Origin of the sequence: Kothea flammea (assembly GCF_052161645.1) — a bacterium.
In the GTDB taxonomy this organism is placed as follows: Bacteria; Planctomycetota; Planctomycetia; order Pirellulales; family Pirellulaceae; genus Laterigemmans.
The window spans coordinates 6,905,805-6,923,240 of sequence record NZ_CP197414.1 but is presented as its reverse complement, the minus strand read 5'-3'; the positions used below and the strand labels follow the sequence as shown (position 1 = coordinate 6,923,240).

Below are 17,436 nucleotides of genomic sequence, written 5' to 3'. Positions count from 1 at the left end.
CGCCCGTGAGTCCGCCAGCTTGCCAATAAGGCAGTGGTGTCGTGTCGACACGATGTCAGCTAGATCGACAGCGAGCCGTTGCTGCCCCGGCTGGTGGCGACCAAATTGCGATAGCGGCGGATCAGCCGGGAGACAGCCAGCATCAGATAGGCGTTAGCAACTAGCGAAAACAGCAGAAAAAAGTTGATCAGCGGACGCGACTCAAGCTGGGCTTGATTGCGGACCAGTGGTTCATCGTCGGAGGGCGAAAGCCGTCCCGTTCTGCTCGTCGTGCCCTCGGCTTGACGATTCGCATCGACCATTGGTTGCCTTTGCCCTCCGGCAGTTTGATCGGTCGCTGGCTGATTCGAGGCTAGTTGATTCGCGGTTGGTAGGGCGGCGGCCCCGAGTTGTGCGAGTCGTTCCCGAGCGAGACGTTCGGTGGCTAGCTGTTCCTGCAGCAATTGTTCGCGAATGCGCTGCTCTTCGAGCGTGCGGCTGTCGTTGGACGTTGAAGTGTTCCGCGAGGCTGGTGGAAAGGTGGTGGGGTTGGTTGTCAGCTGGGCTGTGCGGCTCGTGTTCCGTTGTGCCTCGGTGGCGCGTTCCTTGCTCAGCAGGTTCTCTGCCCAGTCAAGCAGGTCGCGTTCTTCAGCGACTGTGATTTCGCCGATTCGCACGAGGTAATCGAGCATTTGGCTAAAGCGGGGATCGTCGGCCGCCAGCGGACGGAGGGTCGAGCGGTCGATTAATTGTCCCGATTGATTGGAAGTGACTTCAGCCACCAGCCGTTGGTCGCTTTGGCGTTGTTCCGCCGGGGTCATGCCGCTGCGGCGATCCCAAAACTTGTAAGTGTCGTCGCTGTTGATTTGCGAGCTGTTGGTTTGCGAGCCGAGTGTTTGCGTGGAAGCGGGTTGGATTTGTCGCGTCCCACGGCGATTGATTTCGGAAAGTCCTCGATTGTCGACTCCGCCGGCGTTCATCGAAGGGGGATCGGTCCCGGGCTGGGTATTGCCGCTGCTTGTCGCCGCAAAGCGTGGGTCGGCGCCAGCGGGATTGGTCTCGGCAGCGTTGCGGTTGGTGGCGGCTTCGCGACTCCAGCTGGGCGGTGGTGTGGGGCCGTAAGGGTCTGTGGATGCGTTGTTACCAGACGTGCCAGGTTGGGTGGTGTTGGGGCGAGTGGTGCCGGGGCGAGTCGTGGTGGGAGTCGCGGGAATTTGAAAATCGGTGGCTGGTCCCGCCGCGGGATTCCGATTCATGCCGCCGCTGCTGGGCCCCGTGCTGGGCAAACCGTTATTGGAGGAGGTGCTGGGAGCCGTGCTGGGAGTGGTCCCCGGAGTTGTTCGGGGAGAAGTGCTCGGCGACATGCTGGGAATTTGAAAGTTGCTGTCGCCGCCATCTTGCCCGCGCATCGTGTTCGGCTGCAGTTCGTCGGGCGGCCGGGGATAATCTTGGGGCGCTACGGGAAAAGCGGTTTCTTGCAAACCGCTGGCCGCGATGATCTCCGGGCGCGGCAATGGCCCGTCACCGAAGCGGATTTCCACTTCGGTGATTTGGCCCCGCAAATTCTCGGGGATGCGGCTGGTCAGCTTCCGTTCGGCCTTGAGCGTTTCAAATTGCTCAGGCGTTACTTGGATGATATATCGATACTGACCGGGGCCGATAGATTCCCAGCCGGGGTCGACCATGACGACGGCCATGGCCAGCAGCAGCGGAGCTCCGCCCATCGGATCCTTCCTGTCGGGTAATCAGGTAATCGACTGGGTGCGGGAAACCGAGTTCCCGCAAAGCCACAGGCGAATGTATGGTCACTCCTCATCCTACCCCCACTCGGCAAGCCTGGTAAAGAGCGGAATTTACTTAATTCGAGGAAGAATCTAGCTGGGTAGCGGATTCCGGCTGCCGCAGGAACGGAGGCTGCCAGCGACGACTACTCGCAAAAGCCGTGCTGCTTTAGCCAACTGAGGCACAGCTGGGGCCAATGGCTTGAGGGCAATTGGGGGCCTTCGGCGGCCCGCGCCAGCCCCAGCCCGTGACGCCCTCGCTCGAAGATGTGCAGCTCCGCGGGCACGCCGGCAGCGACTAAGGCCTGGTAGTAAACCAACGCATTTTGCACGGAAACGACGGGATCTTGCGCAGTGTGCCAGAGGAACGTTGGTGGCGTTTCAGTAGTCACGCGGCGGTCTGTGGAGAGTTCTTCGAGGCGAGCGGTCGGGACATCGTTGCCGAGCAAATTGCGTTGGCTACCTTGATGGGTGTACGGTCGACCAAACGCAATCACTGGGTAGCACACGATGGCAAAGTCGGGGCGGCTGGAATGGCTGTCGAGCGGATCTTGAGCATTGGGCAGTAACGTTTCGGTAGTGCTCAAGCTGGTGACTAAATGGCCACCTGCGGAAAATCCAATCACCCCAATTCGGTTCGGATCAATGTTCCAAGATTCAGCCTGTGCTCGCAGCATCCGCACTCCTCGCTGAGCATCGAGCAGAGGATACGGATAACCGTAACCCGCGCCGGAATTGCGATGGCGATAGCGACAGATGGCGGCGGAGATGCCCGCCGAATTCAACCAGCGGGCGATCTCAGTCCCCTCGTGTCCGTCCGCTAAACCGCCATAGCCGCCGCCGGGGACGACTAACACGGCAGCGGTGGGAGTTGCCGAGTCGGCGCGATAGAACTGCAAGGTGGGGCGATCGCCGCTGGCGTTGCCCGCCGCCCCTGGAGCCTGATTCGCGGGTGGCTGGTTGGCGGGTGTTTCCAAATCGGGCCACAGTAGCATTCGCAGCGGTTCGCTCGGTTTATTTTTTGTCGCTTGATCGGCCAGTTGCTGGCTGGCGGGGGGCTGGCCAGCTGCTTGGCAGGCCGAGCTGGATAGGCATGTCTGGGCAGCCGCGATCGTGAGGATTAGGGCTCGAAGCGTGAAATTCATTGGTTTTTGGGAAGCTGGCCGAACAAACATGGGGTGAATACCTGTCTATACTTAAAGGAGTGGAAGCGGTTTTCGACAGCCGGAGAAGCTAAGAACGTGTAAAGAACCGTCACCAGCTTGAGAAAATAGAGTGATTTGATCTTTCGCAACAGTTAGCGCTCTGGCATATTCGACACATGCCGGATAACGGGCCAGTTCTTGCCCGATACCACTGTACACATTTTTCGGCCGTAGACTGGTCTGTCCCCGCATTCAGAAGTGGGACGGGTCGGGCGGCCCCACGTTGGCTCAGGTGAGACGAATGAAGCTGGAGAATCTGCGAAACATTGGGATCAGCGCCCACATCGATTCGGGAAAAACGACCCTTTCGGAGCGGATCCTGTTTTACACCGGCCGGATCCACAAGATTGAAGAGGTGCGTGGTTCGGGCGACGGCGCCACGATGGACCACATGGAGTTGGAAAAGGAGCGGGGGATCACGATCACCAGCGCCGCGACCAGCGTCGAGTGGAAAGGTTTTGGTATTAACCTAATTGACACCCCCGGTCACGTTGACTTTACGGTCGAAGTGGAACGCTCCCTCCGCGTACTCGATGGCGCCGTCTTGGTGTTGTGCAGCGTCGGTGGCGTGCAAAGTCAATCGATCACGGTTGACCGGCAAATGAAGCGCTATCAAGTGCCTCGGTTGGCGTTCATCAATAAAATGGATCGCACCGGTGCCAACCCCCGCCGCGTCATGCAGCAACTGCGTGATAAGCTCGGTGCTGACGCGTTCTTTGCCCAATTGCCAATTGGTGCCGAAGACAAGTTCGAAGGCGTGGTCGACTTGATCACCATGAAAGCACTTCGCTTCGGCGGTGCTCGTGGCGAGATTGTTGAGGAAGGCGAAGTGCCGGCCGATCTGCTCGAAGAAGCTCAAGAGACTCGCGCCGCGATGCTGGAATCGTTGTCGATGTACAGCGATGAGCTGATGGAAAAGCTGCTCAGTGAAGAAGAAATCAGCGAGGAGATGATCCACCGCGTGATGCGGGAAGCGGTCCTCGGTGGTGCGACCCCGGTCTACATGGGCAGTGCCTACAAGGACAAGGGTGTCCAGCCGTTGCTCGATGCCGTGACTTCGTACCTGCCGTGCCCGCTCGATCGAGAGATCTTCGGACGCGATCCCAAGGACGAAACCAATAAGATCATGCTCAAGCCTGATCCGGATTTGCCGTTCGTCGGGATGGCTTTCAAGATCGTCGAAGATCCGTTTGGTCAGTTGACCTTTATGCGGGTCTACCAAGGTACGATTAAGAAAGGCGACAGCTACTACAACCAACGGATGGGGCGTAAGGAACGTTTCAGCGCGATCGTGCGGATGCACAGCGACAAGCGTGAAGTCATCGAAGAAGCCTCGGCGGGCGACATCGTGGCCATCACGGGAATTGATAGCGCCTCGGGCGATACCTACTGTGCCACTCGTGATTACTGTACGCTCGAGTCGATGTTTATTCCAGATCCAGTGATCAAGGTGGCTGTGTCGCCAGCGAGTCGCTCGGATGCCGACAAGATGGGCAAAGCGCTGCAGCGATTCCGCAAAGAGGATCCCACGTTCCGCGTCTTCACCGACGAGGAAACCAACGAGATCCTGATCAGCGGGATGGGCGAGTTGCACCTCGACGTCTACGTCGAACGGATGCGTCGCGAATACAAGGTCGAAGTCGAAGTGGGTGCTCCCAAGGTCAGTTACCGCGAAGCCCCTACGCAAGCCATCGATTTCAACCACAAGTTCAAGAAGCAAACCGGTGGTAGCGGTCAGTACGGTCACGTGGTCGGCAAGTTGTTGCCCACCGATTCGGACTCCGAGGGTAGCTTCGAGTTCGTCGACAAAGTTGTCGGTGGTCGGATTCCCAAGCAGTACATCCCGGCAGTCGAAAAGGGCTTCCGCGATTCACTGACCAAGGGCCCGATTGCCGAATACCCAGTGGTCGGTACCAAGATCGAACTCGAGGACGGTAGTTATCACGACGTCGATAGTTCGGAAAAGGCCTTCTACACCTGTGCTCAAGAATGTTTCCGCGAGTACTTCAAGAAGGCTGGCCCCGTGTTGCTCGAACCGATCATGAAGGTCGAAATCGAGTGCCCCGAGGACTTCCAAGGTACCGTCGTTGGTAACGCAATCAGTCGTCGCGGTTTGATCACCAGCACCGAATCGCGTGACGCGGTCAGCTACATCGAAGCGGAAGTTCCCTTGGCTGAAACCTTTGGCTATGCTACCGACCTGCGGAGCATGACTCAGGGACAAGGGACCTTTACGATGGAACTGCTGGCCTATCGTCGCACGCCTTCAAATGTGCAGGAAGAGATCATCGCCAAGAAGAAAGAGCAGCAGGCGGTAGGTGCCAAGTAATTGGCTCGTCCGCTGATGCCTCATTTAGCAATCGACACTAGAGTTGGAAGCGAATAGAAAACCAACGTTGATCGCAGGAAACCGCGGTTAACACCCAAGCGGAGGTGGTTTTCTGGATAGATTCCGAGTGTCTCAAAGTACACCGCGATTCATTGGCCAATTGGTCGGAATCGCGGTTTTTTGTTGCGCTGGCAGTATGCCGCCGGTGAAGGCAAGTATGATAATTCCTGGAAAGTCGCATCGGCGCCAAACATGACAAAAGCGTATGATTCGAATCATTATCCAGCTTTTGGTCCCCTTCCTCGTTAACCTCGCTAACGACAATGCTTGATGAAATTCGAGTCGATGACGAGTTAAGCTCCGAAGCCCTGCCGAGTGAAGGGGTGGATCCGCAGCGAATTCCGCACCCCGAGTCGGCGACTCCGCTGACGATCTATTGGACTTATGTGATCCCGTTAGCGGTGTTGCATGTCGCCGCTCTGCTGGCCTTTGTGCCCTATTTTTTCAGCTGGGAAGGTTTGATCGTTGGCGTGCTGGGGCACTTTACCTTCGGCATGTTCGGGATCACGATCGGATACCATCGCTTATTGACGCACCGCGGATTTACTTGCCCAAAGTGGTTAGAGCACAGCTTTGCCGTGATGGGGATGTGCAATTTGCAAGACAGTCCGGCTCGCTGGGTGGCGATTCACCGCATGCATCATCAGCACAGCGATCATCAACCCGACCCGCATTCCCCGTTAGTCAACTTTCTCTGGTCCCATGTGGGCTGGGTTGTTTGTCGAAATCGAGACCATGACCACATTCGCTTTTTCGAGCGTTACGTGCGTGATCTCTTGAGGGACCCTTTCTATCTCAACTTGGAAAAACGATATCGCTGGCTGGGGATCTACCTTGGCCATGCCTTGGTGATCTCGGCCCTCGGTGGTCTGTATGGCTGGTTTGCCGCGGGAACACTCGCTGGCTCAGTCCAAATGGCCTACAGCTGGCTGGTTTGGGGAGTGATTGTTCGCACCGTGTTTGTGCTCAACGGAACCTGGGCCGTCAATTCGTTAGCTCACCTGTTCGGCTATCGCAATTATGAAACGCGTGACCACAGTCGTAACAATTGGCTGGTTGCCCTGTTGTCGCACGGCGAGGGATGGCACAACAACCATCACGCCAGCCCGCGAGCAGCACGACATGGGCATCGTTGGTATGAGTTTGATATGTCCTGGTGGATCATCCTCGCCATGGAAAAAGTTGGATTAGCCAAAGACGTGGTGCGACCCAAGTTGCAAGACGCGGACGCGGCGATAGACGGCGCCGCTTGACTGGGCTGACGCATGGCCTTTGCATGGCGGTCAGCTAATTTTTGCGGGGGCGTCAAACGCGCGAGACAATTTGGTAAACTTTCGGCTTCACAACCTGAGGACCCTGATCCACGGAGGAGTCGACAATAACCGTGTCTACCGCCACCACGTTACCGAACCGCAGCGAAGTTCCCACGGACGATACCTGGGATCTGTCCAGTCTCTACGCCGACGACACTGCCTGGGAGGCCGGTTTTGGCAAACTGAAGGGAATGATTGGGCATTTCCAGCAGTACCGAGGCCGCTTGGGAGAGTCGGCTGAGGTCTTGGCCGAGTTGTTGGACTACGACAGCATTTTTGATCGGTTGGCTGAAGGCGTGGGGACGTACGCGTTCTTGCGGACCACTGAGGATCAAACCAGCGACACCTACCAGGCGATGCAAAATCGCTTTCGCTCACTGGTCACCCAGGCCTCTGAGGCGGCTAGTTTTATCCGTCCGGAAATACTTGCCATTCCGCCCGAGCAAATGGACGCCATGTTGCAGCAACCGGTGCTGGAGCGTTTTCGACTCAGCCTCGAGCGATTGTTGCGGTACCGTCCCCATACGCTCAGCGACCGTGAGGAACGCTTGCTGGCCATGCAGGGTGAGATGGCGGCGACCGCTTCGACCGCTTTTCGACAGCTGAACGACGCTGATCTTAAGTTTGGCGAGATCACCGATACGACCGGCCACACGCTGGAGCTTACCAACGCCACGTTTGGGCAATTGCTAATTAATCCCGATCGTGACACACGTCGCCGCGCGTTCCATCAGTACTACGCCCAATTCACGGCGCATGAAAACACCCTATCCGCCACCTTGGCTGGTTCGACGCATCGAGACGTCTATTACGCGCGAGTCCGCAATTATTCCAGCAGTCTGGAAGCGGCTTTATTCCCGGATAACGTGCCGGTTTCCGTGTATGACAATCTAATCACCGCGGTCCGCGATTCGCTGCCCGTGGTCCATGAATACTTCGATGTCCGTCGTCGCAAGATGGGTATGTCGGAGATTCATCATTACGACACTTACGTGCCGATTCTTTCCGACATTCAAAAGCGTCACACTTGGGATCAAGCGGTCGATACGATATTGGCTGCCCTGGAACCGCTCGGTTCACAATATTTACAAGTGTTGGAGGAGGGTTTGCGGCGGCGCTGGTGTGACCGGTATCCCAATCGTGGCAAGCAAAGTGGCGCTTTCTCTTGCGGGACTTACGATGGTGATCCTTACATCTTGATGAACTTCAAAGAGCAAGTGTTGAATGATGTTTTCACGCTGGCTCATGAAGCGGGTCATTCGATGCACAGTTGGTACTCGGCGAAGCACCAGCCGTTTGAGTATTACAACTACACGATCTTTGTTGCCGAGGTGGCTAGCACCTTTAACGAACAGCTTCTTACGGAGCATTTACTGAAGACGGTTACCGATGACCGTGAGCGTGCTTATTTAATTAATCAAGAGCTCGACAGCATCCGCGGGACCGTGATTCGGCAGACGATGTTTGCTGAGTTTGAAAAACGGATCCATGAGATGGCCGAAGCGGGTGAACCGTTGACTGTCGGTTCTTTTCGCGCGACTTATCGGGAGTTATTGACAGCTTACTTCGGCCCCGACTTTACCATTGACAAAGAGCTCGAGCTGGAATGTTTTCGCATCCCGCATTTCTATCGCGCTTTCTATGTTTACAAGTATGCCACGGGGCTGAGTGCGGCGGTTGCCCTCTCTCGCCGGGTGCTGGCTGGCGGGCAGCAGGAGCTGGATGATTATTTGAAATTCCTCTCCGGTGGCTGCAGTAAAGAACCGTTGGATTTGCTTCGTGATGCTGGTGTCGACATGACTCAACCGGAGCCGGTCGCTGTGACTTTGGCGCGGTTTAAGGACTTGACCGCCCAGCTGGACAGCCTGCTCTAACCGAAGGTTGTAGGATGGACAGTGAGATGGCTGCTGGGGATGACGACACGCTGGTCGATCCCATGCGTCGGCGTTATGAGGAACTAGCCGAATTGGCTGGTTCTCTGGCGCACGAAATCAAAAATCCACTCTCGGTGATTCATATGAACATCGATTTGCTGAGTGAGGATTTATATGATGTTGAACAACCGATGCGGCGTCGCGCGCTCGATAAGGTCGATATCGTTCGCCAGCAGTGCGAGCGGATGGAACGCTTGTTGGCTGACTTTTTGCGGTTCGCCCGACTCCGCGATATGGACCTGACATCTGGCAGCTTGAATGATCAAATCGATCGCGTCTTACGAGCTTATCAGGCTCAAGCGGATGCTTCGGAAGTGGAGATTTTACGATATCTAGATCCTGATTTGCCCCGCGTGATGATGCATAGCGATACGCTGCAAGCGGCCCTCATGAATCTGGTCAAGAACGCCATTGAGGCGATGCCGGACGGAGGCGAATTGGTGGCCCGCACGCACAGCACGCCGGGTGGGGTGGCGTTGGATCTAATTGACACCGGCGAAGGCATGGACGATAGCACGGCGATGCACATGTTCGAGCCGTTTTACAGCACCAAGCACGCCGGATCGGGACTTGGTTTGCCGACCGCTCGGAAGATTATTGAAGCCCATGGGGGGCGAATCACGGTGCAGAGTGAATTGGGGCGAGGCACAAAATTTACCCTCTCCTTTCCCGCCCTGCCTCGCCTGGCGTAGTGCGTGTTGGATAGCGTACTGGAGAACTTTTGATCCTTGGCGGTCACTTGATGAGAAAACAAGAGCGCGCCGATTATGTACTGCGGCGGTTGGATGAGTTATATGCCCAGCCGCCGATACCGCTTGACCACAGCGATCCTTTCACGTTGCTGGTGGCCGTGCTGCTTAGCGCCCAGTGCACAGACAAGATGGTCAACCGGGTAACTCCTGAACTGTTTCGCGTCGCCGGCACGCCGGCAACGATGCAGCGGTTGGGTGAGGCCAAAATCTTGGAGATCATTCGCCCGCTCGGCTTGGCGCCGCGGAAGGCCCGCGCGCTCGCTCAATTGGCTGGATTGTTGTTAGAGCGGCATGAGGGGCAAGTTCCCGCGGACATGGCCGCTTTGGAATCGCTTCCCGGCGTGGGGCATAAAACAGCATCCGTCGTGATGGCTCAGGCGTTTGGCGTACCTGCCTTTCCCGTTGACACGCATATCCATCGGTTGGCTCAGCGTTGGGGGCTGACCAGCGGCAAAAATGTCGTGCAGACTGAGCAAGATTTGAAAAAGTTGTTTCCCGAGAGCAGTTGGAATCGCTTGCATTTACAGATCATTTATTATGGACGTGAGTACTGTTCAGCGCGGGGGTGTGATGGCACTTGTTGTGAGATTTGCCAACATCTCTATCCTCGCCGCAAGCGTCCGTTCGCGCATCAAAAGGCGTGATCTTAGTTTGTTGGTTCGGAGAGTTCCGCGACTGCTTGCATGAGTTCGCGGAGGTTGCGTGGGTTTTGGCCCAGATCGCCCTTGCCGACTCGCGAGGCGCTGCTGGCTCGCACAGTTGTTCCAGCGGGGGTTGCGGTGAGCACTATTTCGACGTCATCCTTAAAGCGGAGCAAACGGGTGGAGCGAACCAGCTGAAGGTGAAGTTCATCGCCTTTTTGCTCGGTGGTTTGCAGCGACCAGGCGGGCTGCTGGGATACCCACTCCGTGAGGCGACTGGCCAGCGTGTCGACAGGCAGTTGCGTGGTCGCCGGTTGCAGCCAAGGGTCGCTCGCTTGCGGTGAAGTGGCGGCGGTGTTGGTTGTCCAATCGCGGCTCCAATCATCGATTCGCCAAGCGATCGCCACGAAGGGCAGCAGGGAGATTAGGAGTATCAACCAAGTCATTTTCGCTCTACGTTGCATAGTGAGTTTGCAGAATTAGAAAGATAGTTGGGAGAGGCGTTGCGTGGGTACAGCCGGTCTACCGATCGGGGAAATCAGATTAGCCTGAAAGGGTCGACATGAGCTTATTTGCCGATAGTGAAGCGGAAAATCTTCGCGCCAACGAACCGCTGGCCGCTCGCATGCGCCCCCGCCGGTTGGCCGAATTTGTTGGTCAGCAGCAATTGCTCGGCGAAGGCAAGTTGCTGCGTCGCATGATCGATGCGGGGCGTTTGGGGTCGATTATTTTGTTCGGCCCCCCCGGCACGGGCAAGACGACGCTGGCCCACTTGTTGGCAGTCGAAACCGGCGGCATCCTCAAACAGCTTAGCGCGGTGACCAGCGGCGTAAAGGAGCTGCGGGAGATTTTGGCGTGGGCGAAAGACGAAGTGGCTGCCGGCGGCGGTCGGCCGGTGTTGTTCGTTGATGAGATTCATCGTTTCAACCGTAGCCAACAAGACGCGTTGTTGCCCGATGTCGAAGCGGGCGTGGTGTCGTTGGTGGGCGCCACAACCAGCAATCCGCACTTTGCCATCAATGGGGCTTTGCTCAGCCGCAGCCAGCTTTTCCAATTACAGGCGTTGCAACCGGCGGAGATTGTCGCTTTGCTCCGCCGCGCGCTGGGGGACCGCCAGCGAGGGTTGGGGACGATTCCCGTGGAAGCGGAAGAGGAAGCGTTGTTGGCGATTGCTTCACAAGTCGAAGGGGATGCGCGGCGTGCGCTGTTGACCCTGGAAATCGCCGTGCTCAGCGGGGGCCCTCCGCCCGTGGTGTTGACGCCCGCCGCGGTGCGTGATTCGCTGCAGAAAAAGCAAACGGGTTATGATTCCAGCGGCGATGATCATTACGATTTAGCCAGCGCGCTGATCAAAAGCATTCGTGGCAGCGACGTGAATGCCGCGATTTATTGGTTGGCGAGAATGCTCGAAGGGGGTGAGGATATTCGTTTCTTGTGTCGACGTTTGGTGATTTTGGCCAGCGAAGATATTGGTAACGCCGACCCCCAAGCTTTGCCGCTGGCCGTGGCCAGCATGCAAGCTTGTGAGATGATTGGGTTGCCCGAATGTCAGCTTACACTCAGTCAAGCCGTCGCTTATTTGTCCTCAGCCCCTAAGAGCAACGCGGCCACGGTGGCGATCGGCGAAGCGCTCCGCGACGTGCGGGAGGCACCGTTGATCCCCGTGCCGCTGCATCTTCGCGATGCCCACTACAAGGGAGCCAAGCAGCTCGGCAACGGTGTCGGTTACGTCTATCCCCACGCGGACCCCGAGGGGGCGCGGGGACAACAGTATTTTGATCCGGAACCCTACTTGGGGCATTCGCCAAATTACTACAGGCCCCAGTGATCAGAGGGCCCCAATAAATCTCTTGCCTCTGCGTTCGCGCAGCAACTCGCAATCACTCTACCCATTGCTATGTCCACTCAGCTCGATCATCGCTTTCAGTTTGACAATCGTTTTTTGCGCGCGTTACCGGGAGATCCCGAGCCGCAAAATTTTCGCCGCCAAGTGCTTGCCGCTTGTTACTCGCGAGTGGAGCCGACGCCCGTGCCGGAGCCCAAGCTGTTAGCTCATTCGCCCGAATTGCTGGCCGAGTTGGGGTTGCCCGTGCGGCCGGAGGATCCGGAGTTTGCCGAGATCTTTGCCGGCAATCGTTTGCTCCCCGGGATGGAGCCATTTGCGATGCGTTACGGTGGCCATCAGTTTGGCAATTGGGCGGGCCAGTTGGGAGATGGCCGAGCGATTAACTTGGGGGAATGGATTAACGGCGAGGGCCAGCGTTGGGTGTTGCAGCTCAAGGGAGCTGGACCGACACCTTACAGCCGCACGGCCGACGGGTTGGCCGTGTTGCGATCGAGTTTGCGCGAGTTTCTCTGCAGCGAGGCGATGTATCATTTAGGAGTTCCAACCACGCGGGCGCTGAGTTTGGTGACCACTGGCCAGCAGGTAGTGCGGGATATGTTTTACGACGGAAATCCCCGCCGGGAACCGGGCGCGGTGACGTGTCGCGTGGCTCCCTCGTTCATTCGCTTTGGGAATTTTGAGATTCTCTCTGCGCGGGGTGAGCTGGATGTGTTGCGGCAGTTGATTGATTATACGATCGCCACCGACTTTCCTCAGCTTGCCGGAGAATTCGCCGCCGCGGAGAGTTCACGCGATGAGCTTTACCGACGTTGGTTTGCCGAGGTCTGCCAGCGAACCGCCGAGTTGATGGTGCACTGGATGCGGGTTGGGTTTGTGCATGGTGTGATGAACACCGATAATATGTCGATCTTAGGTTTGACGATTGATTATGGGCCGTATGGATGGTTGGAAGATTACGATCCAGTCTGGACCCCCAACACTACTGACGCCTCGGGCCGTCGTTACGCGTACGCGAATCAACCTCAGATTGCCATGTGGAATTTGGTGCAATTAGCAAATGCTTTGTTGCCGGTGTTGGAAGATCAAGCAGGCTTGCAAGCTGGCATCAATCTCTACGCGGAAAAGTTTCGCCAAGATTGGCAAGCTTGTTTGGCCGCCAAGTTAGGTTTGCAGCAATATCAAGCTGAGAGCGACGACGAGTTGATCGCCGAACTGTGGGAGATGTTGCAGGCGACGGAAGCCGATATGACGTTGTTCTTTCGCGGTTTAGCGAAGGTCGTGCCAGCAGCTGAATCTGCGACGGGTGAGTCGGCGGCAAGTGACTCGGCGGACTGGTTCGCTCCGTTGTTGCCAGCATTTGAGCCGAGTTTGGAGCTTGCGGGGCCAGCGGGCGAGAAGCTGCGAGCTTGGTTGCGGAGTTACCAGCATCGCGTTGCCCAGGACGGTGGTGATGCCGGTTTGCGAGCGGAGGGGATGAACCGCGTGAATCCCAAGTATGTGCCGCGAAATTACTTGGCGCAGCTGGCCATTGATCAAGCTGAGCAGGGAGATGCCAGCAAGTTGCTGGAATTGCTGGAAGCGTTGCGGCGGCCTTATGACGAGCAGCCCGAGTTTGAGCACTTGGCCCCTCGTCGTCCCGAGTGGGCACGCAATCGTGCGGGGTGCTCGATGTTGTCCTGCAGTTCATAGCGGCTGATGGCGGCCGCCGTGTTTCCCGCTTTCTTCTTGAGCTCGGGGCTAGTTCCCCGGGCTTGATGTGGGCTCCGCAGGGTGGTGCGATCGTGGTTTAGCAACTTCTCGGGGATATTTTGGGCATGTTTTCGCTTGCTTTGCTTCGCCCGGCGGGAAATATCGGGCTAGTTGGCGGGGTGTTCGTTGACGAAACGGGTCGGCTCATCGACAATATGAAGCATTAGAGTAATCAGCGGCTGGGTTGGTGCCCCCCGCATGTCAGCACTTCAGCGTCGTCAACCGGACTCTCCACGCAGACATGGCATATCTGATCATTCCGGACTCCGATCCGAATTCGAAACGCTTTCCGGTCGCCGGAATGACGACCGTACTCGGTCGTCATCCGGACTGTGATGTGGTTGTGGATGTGGGTGCTGTCAGTCGCCACCACGCCAAAATCTCACATCGCGACACGGCTTATTGGTTGGAGGACTTGGGCAGCCGCAATGGGACTTTTCTGAATGGTCAATTGATCAACCAGCCGCAACCGTTGCAGCAGGGCGATCGGATCCGGATTTGCGACGTGGAGCTGGAGTTTCGCGACGGGGAGAATCTGTCCTCGCCACTGGCCACCGATTCGACTTGGCAAGTGGGTGGTTCGAGTTTTGGGGTCATGCTGGTCGACGAGCCTGTGTCGAAAGAATCCAACACGATGTCGAAGGTGGAGATTCGCAAGACGGGCAGCGGCGTGCACTTGGCGGCCAGCGTGGAAACCAAGTTGTCGGCCCTGTTGCAAATCACCCAGACATTGGGCAATGCGTTGCGTTTAGATGAGGTGTTGCCAAAAGTGATCGAGGGTTTGTTTGCGATCTTTCCGCAGGCAGACCGAGGGTTTATCGTTTTACAGCGTGATGATGGCGAACTGGTGCCCCGTTGGGTGAAAACGCGTAGGGCTCAAGAGGAGAGTGCCACGTTGCGAATTAGTCGGACGATCATTCGCCAAGCGATGACGGAGGGGGCGGCCATTTTATCGCTCGATGCTAGCAGTGACGCGCGGTTTCAGTCCAGCGAATCGATCGCCGATTTTCGCATCCGTTCGATGATCTGCGCTCCCCTGTTCGATGGCGAATCGCAATCGATCGGCGCGTTGCAAATTGACACCACCGACCAGCGAAATAAGTTCGAGAACAGCGACACCGAGTTGTTAGCCGCTGTTGCCACGCAAGCCGGCGTGGCGATTCATAATGCCCAGTTGCACGAGCAGGCGCTGCTGCAGCGGGAGGTCGAGCACGACCTGAAATTGGCGATGAACGTGCAAGCCGCCTTTTTGCCTCAGCAACCTCCCGAACTGCCCGGTTACCGCTTTCAAAGTTACTACGCGGCCGCTCATCATATCGGCGGCGACTATTACGACTACATTCATCTGCCTGATGGGCGCGTGGGAGTGGTCGTTGCCGACGTGGTTGGCCATGGTGTGGCCGCGGCGATGTTTATGGCAAAGCTATCTGCCGAGACTCGGTTTTGCCTGGCCAGCGAGCCCGATCCGGCGGTCGCCGTGGAACGACTCAACGATCGTTTGAGTCGACTTGACGTCGAGCGTTTTGTGACTTTCCTGTTGATGGTGATTGATCCTCAGCATGACAACGTGACGATCGTTAACGCCGGGCACATGCCACCCATCATTCGCCGCGGGGATGGTTCGATCGAAGAGCCGGGGGCCGAGGAATCGGGGATGCCGATCGCCATCGCGGCTGATCTCAGCTACGAAGCTGTGACGATTCAGTTGCACCCGGGCGATGTGGTCGCGATGTACACCGATGGGGTGAACGAAGCGATGAATGCGGCAGGTGAACAGTTTGGCACCGATACCGTCCGCAACCGAGTCGCTGAAGGGGGCGGTGCCAAGGAGGTTTCCGAACGCATGATCCAGTCCCTGCGGAGGCACTTTGACGGCCGCTCCGCCGATGACGATATTTGTTTGGTTGTGATTGAGCGAGTGGCTGATGAACCATTGTCGGTAGCCGGTGCCGGGGACGGTAAGCAGGCCGTTGCGACTGAAGCCCGTTAGTCGCTAGCCCCGGTTTGGGGGGCGGTGAAAATACCGGGCTCCGCGAAGAACCATCGGGCTTGTCGGGACGTAGCAACGCTGTCTCATTCACTAGATCGAATCCGTCGCCGGAAGGTATATCGACGATGCTCGCGATGCTGCCGTTGCAGGCCACCCCTTGGCTACCCACATTTGTCACTCCGTTGTGGATATTAGGAGTGGGTATCGCTGCTGGCCTGGCGGTTTCCGTCGTGGTTTTGCTGGTTTTAGCGATTCTTTCCCGGATTCCCGGCTTGGGCACCTTGGCTGACAACAGTCGCCGGGCGAATTTTTCGGCGGCGGCAATTGCCTTGCTGGTCATGGGCGGCACGCTGGCGATATTTCTGCCGCAGACAAATTCGGAGTATCGAATTTTGATGCTGTTGCCGGTGGCCGCGTTTTCGATCATTGTCGGCTGGGGGATTGTGTTTGGCATGTGGCGCCGTTCGATCTCCGAACTGTGGTCGATCTTCAGCGAAGGCGTGATGGCCTACCTGATGGGAACGATCGTGTTGATGATGGTCATTGGTCTGGCGCTCACTCCACTGGCTCGCGACACCGAGGCGGTGCTCAACAGTTTGCCGCAGTACAACTGGTTGGACGCGGGTCAACGAGACACGCCGGTGCCGGTCCCTGGCAGCGTGGTCGACGACCCGGATGATGCTCCATTTATGCAAGCGGTCATCGATTATGACTGGGGTGGCGTGGAGAGCTTTGAGATCGAGACCGATCGCACGATCATCATTGGTGACGCTCAGGATCCGCGTGACTTCAGCCGTCCACCGACGCGGATCGAACCCGACTCGCCCTTCCGATGGAAGCGTGGCGACATGGTGTTGACTCCGCTGACAAGGATTCCCAGCGCCAACGACGAGATTTGGATTCAGAACCGTGAGATCGATGATGCGAACGTTGTGTTTCGCATTGTCAGTGAACCGGTCGTGCCCGAAGTCGCCACGATTGTGACGACCGGTTTTTCAGTGCTGATATTCGTGCTCGGCACGATTGCCTTTAGGCAGGCCGCGCCGCGGGTTTCGGCGATCTCGATGGCCACGGCGAAGAGCGAAATGGCCCAGCCTCTGTATTTGGTGCTGTTGGCTTTGGGCGCTGTCGCCATCGTGCTGCTGATGATCTTGCCGTTTCATACCCTCGGCGAAGATATCAAGGTGTTGAAAGACAGTGGCATGACGTTGATCATGATCTTGGGCTTGTTCCAAGCAGTTTGGTCGGCCGGTACCAGCGTGTCGGAGGAAATTGAAGGACGTACCGCTTTGACGGTGCTCAGCAAGCCAGTCTCACGGAGGTCTTTTTTGCTTGGAAAATACACGGGGATTATGCTCAGCATATTGGTGCTGTTCTTGATCCTTGGTTTCCTGCTAATGACGGTCACCTCCTACAAGCCAATCTTTGAAGCTCGGGAAAATTCAGGTGAGCAACCTGCTTGGCAGATTGCCCACATGGAAATGGTCTCGGTTGTTCCCGGCTTGGCACTGTATTTCATGGAGACGATGGCGATCGCCGCGATTGGCGTGGCCTTGGCGACGCGGTTGGCGATGTTGGCTAATTTCGTCATTTGTTTCACCGTTTACGTCATCGGGAACCTGACCGCGTTGCTCGTACAGTCGTCGGCGGGGAACACGGAGTTGGTTGGTTTTGTGGGCAAATTGATTGCCGTGGTGGTTCCCAATTTGAATGCCTTCAATGTCCAGGCGGCCGTGGATGTGGGGAATCCGATTCCACCGATCTATTTGGCAGGCGCGTTCAATTATCTAGTCTGCTTCGGTATCATGGCGTTGATGTTGGCATTGTTACTGTTCGAGGATCGTGATTTGGCATGAC

At 57.0% G+C, this 17,436-nt stretch carries 12 protein-coding genes; 9 read left to right on the top strand and 3 right to left on the bottom strand.

From position 1 onward, the window contains the following. Window positions 1–59 precede the first annotated feature (59 nt). Both SH139x_RS25810 and SH139x_RS25805 read right to left on the bottom strand, forming a co-directional pair. Window positions 60–1,703: a hypothetical protein gene (locus SH139x_RS25810; protein ID WP_488352618.1), complete on the bottom strand. Its 1,644-nt coding sequence runs from the start codon at window positions 1,701–1,703 to the stop codon at window positions 60–62. 203 nt (window positions 1,704–1,906) lie between these two features. Then, complete coding sequence (locus SH139x_RS25805; protein ID WP_488352617.1) at window positions 1,907–2,905, bottom strand: alpha/beta hydrolase; 999 nt, start codon at window positions 2,903–2,905, stop codon at window positions 1,907–1,909. 301 nt (window positions 2,906–3,206) lie between these two features. Between SH139x_RS25805 and fusA the strand changes: the two genes are divergently transcribed. The 5 genes from fusA (at window position 3,207) to nth (ending at window position 9,997) form a co-directional block, all read left to right on the top strand. Continuing rightward, complete coding sequence (fusA, locus tag SH139x_RS25800) at window positions 3,207–5,294, top strand: elongation factor G (RefSeq protein ID WP_488352616.1); 2,088 nt, start codon at window positions 3,207–3,209, stop codon at window positions 5,292–5,294. Window positions 5,295–5,617: 323 nt separating this feature from the next. Further along, a complete protein-coding gene (locus SH139x_RS25795) occupies window positions 5,618–6,607 on the top strand; it encodes an acyl-CoA desaturase (protein ID WP_488352615.1) in 990 nt (329 codons plus the stop codon). A 125-nt stretch (window positions 6,608–6,732) separates the two neighbouring features. Then, the gene (gene pepF / locus SH139x_RS25790; RefSeq protein WP_488356095.1) at window positions 6,733–8,541 is read left to right on the top strand and encodes an oligoendopeptidase F; all 1,809 of its coding nucleotides are present in this window, start codon (window positions 6,733–6,735) and stop codon (window positions 8,539–8,541) included. Between the two features lie 14 nt (window positions 8,542–8,555). Then, window positions 8,556–9,293: a sensor histidine kinase gene (locus SH139x_RS25785; RefSeq protein WP_488352614.1), complete on the top strand. Its 738-nt coding sequence runs from the start codon at window positions 8,556–8,558 to the stop codon at window positions 9,291–9,293. A gap of 50 nt (window positions 9,294–9,343) precedes the next feature. Next, entirely contained in the window at window positions 9,344–9,997 is a 654-nt protein-coding gene (gene nth, locus SH139x_RS25780) for an endonuclease III (protein WP_488352613.1), read from the top strand. Window positions 9,998–9,999: 2 nt separating this feature from the next. Here the strand turns inward: nth and SH139x_RS25775 are convergent, their stop codons facing one another. After that, window positions 10,000–10,458 (bottom strand): DUF1499 domain-containing protein, encoded by a 459-nt coding sequence (locus SH139x_RS25775; RefSeq protein ID WP_488352612.1) that lies wholly within the window; start codon window positions 10,456–10,458, stop codon window positions 10,000–10,002. A gap of 98 nt (window positions 10,459–10,556) precedes the next feature. On the opposite strand from SH139x_RS25775, the gene SH139x_RS25770 reads away from it, so the two are divergent. The 4 genes from SH139x_RS25770 (at window position 10,557) to SH139x_RS25755 (ending at window position 17,435) form a co-directional block, all read left to right on the top strand. Continuing rightward, on the top strand, window positions 10,557–11,822 hold the full coding sequence (locus SH139x_RS25770; protein ID WP_488352611.1) for a replication-associated recombination protein A: 1,266 nt from the start codon (window positions 10,557–10,559) through the stop codon (window positions 11,820–11,822). A 69-nt stretch (window positions 11,823–11,891) separates the two neighbouring features. Then, the gene (locus SH139x_RS25765; RefSeq protein WP_488352610.1) at window positions 11,892–13,529 is read left to right on the top strand and encodes a protein adenylyltransferase SelO; all 1,638 of its coding nucleotides are present in this window, start codon (window positions 11,892–11,894) and stop codon (window positions 13,527–13,529) included. A 301-nt stretch (window positions 13,530–13,830) separates the two neighbouring features. Further along, the gene (locus SH139x_RS25760) at window positions 13,831–15,579 is read left to right on the top strand and encodes a SpoIIE family protein phosphatase (protein ID WP_488352609.1); all 1,749 of its coding nucleotides are present in this window, start codon (window positions 13,831–13,833) and stop codon (window positions 15,577–15,579) included. A 125-nt stretch (window positions 15,580–15,704) separates the two neighbouring features. Beyond that, window positions 15,705–17,435, top strand: a complete 1,731-nt coding sequence (locus SH139x_RS25755) for an ABC transporter permease (RefSeq protein ID WP_488352608.1) — start codon at window positions 15,705–15,707, stop codon at window positions 17,433–17,435. The last annotated feature ends 1 nt before the right edge of the window (window position 17,436 follow it).

Bases quoted from the DNA above. Each gene is read 5' to 3' on its own strand.
- SH139x_RS25785 (WP_488352614.1), top strand. From the start codon at position 8,556: ATGGACAGTGAGATGGCTGCTGGGGATGACGACACGCTGGTCGATCCC.
- SH139x_RS25760 (WP_488352609.1), top strand. From the start codon at position 13,831: ATGGCATATCTGATCATTCCGGACTCCGATCCGAATTCGAAACGCTTT.
- SH139x_RS25770 (WP_488352611.1), top strand. From the start codon at position 10,557: ATGAGCTTATTTGCCGATAGTGAAGCGGAAAATCTTCGCGCCAACGAA.
- SH139x_RS25805 (WP_488352617.1), bottom strand. From the start codon at position 2,905: ATGAATTTCACGCTTCGAGCCCTAATCCTCACGATCGCGGCTGCCCAG.
- nth (WP_488352613.1), top strand. From the start codon at position 9,344: ATGAGAAAACAAGAGCGCGCCGATTATGTACTGCGGCGGTTGGATGAG.
- SH139x_RS25795 (WP_488352615.1), top strand. From the start codon at position 5,618: ATGCTTGATGAAATTCGAGTCGATGACGAGTTAAGCTCCGAAGCCCTG.
- SH139x_RS25755 (WP_488352608.1), top strand. From the start codon at position 15,705: ATGCTCGCGATGCTGCCGTTGCAGGCCACCCCTTGGCTACCCACATTT.
- fusA (WP_488352616.1), top strand. From the start codon at position 3,207: ATGAAGCTGGAGAATCTGCGAAACATTGGGATCAGCGCCCACATCGAT.
- SH139x_RS25810 (WP_488352618.1), bottom strand. From the start codon at position 1,703: ATGGGCGGAGCTCCGCTGCTGCTGGCCATGGCCGTCGTCATGGTCGAC.
- SH139x_RS25765 (WP_488352610.1), top strand. From the start codon at position 11,892: ATGTCCACTCAGCTCGATCATCGCTTTCAGTTTGACAATCGTTTTTTG.
- SH139x_RS25775 (WP_488352612.1), bottom strand. From the start codon at position 10,458: ATGCAACGTAGAGCGAAAATGACTTGGTTGATACTCCTAATCTCCCTG.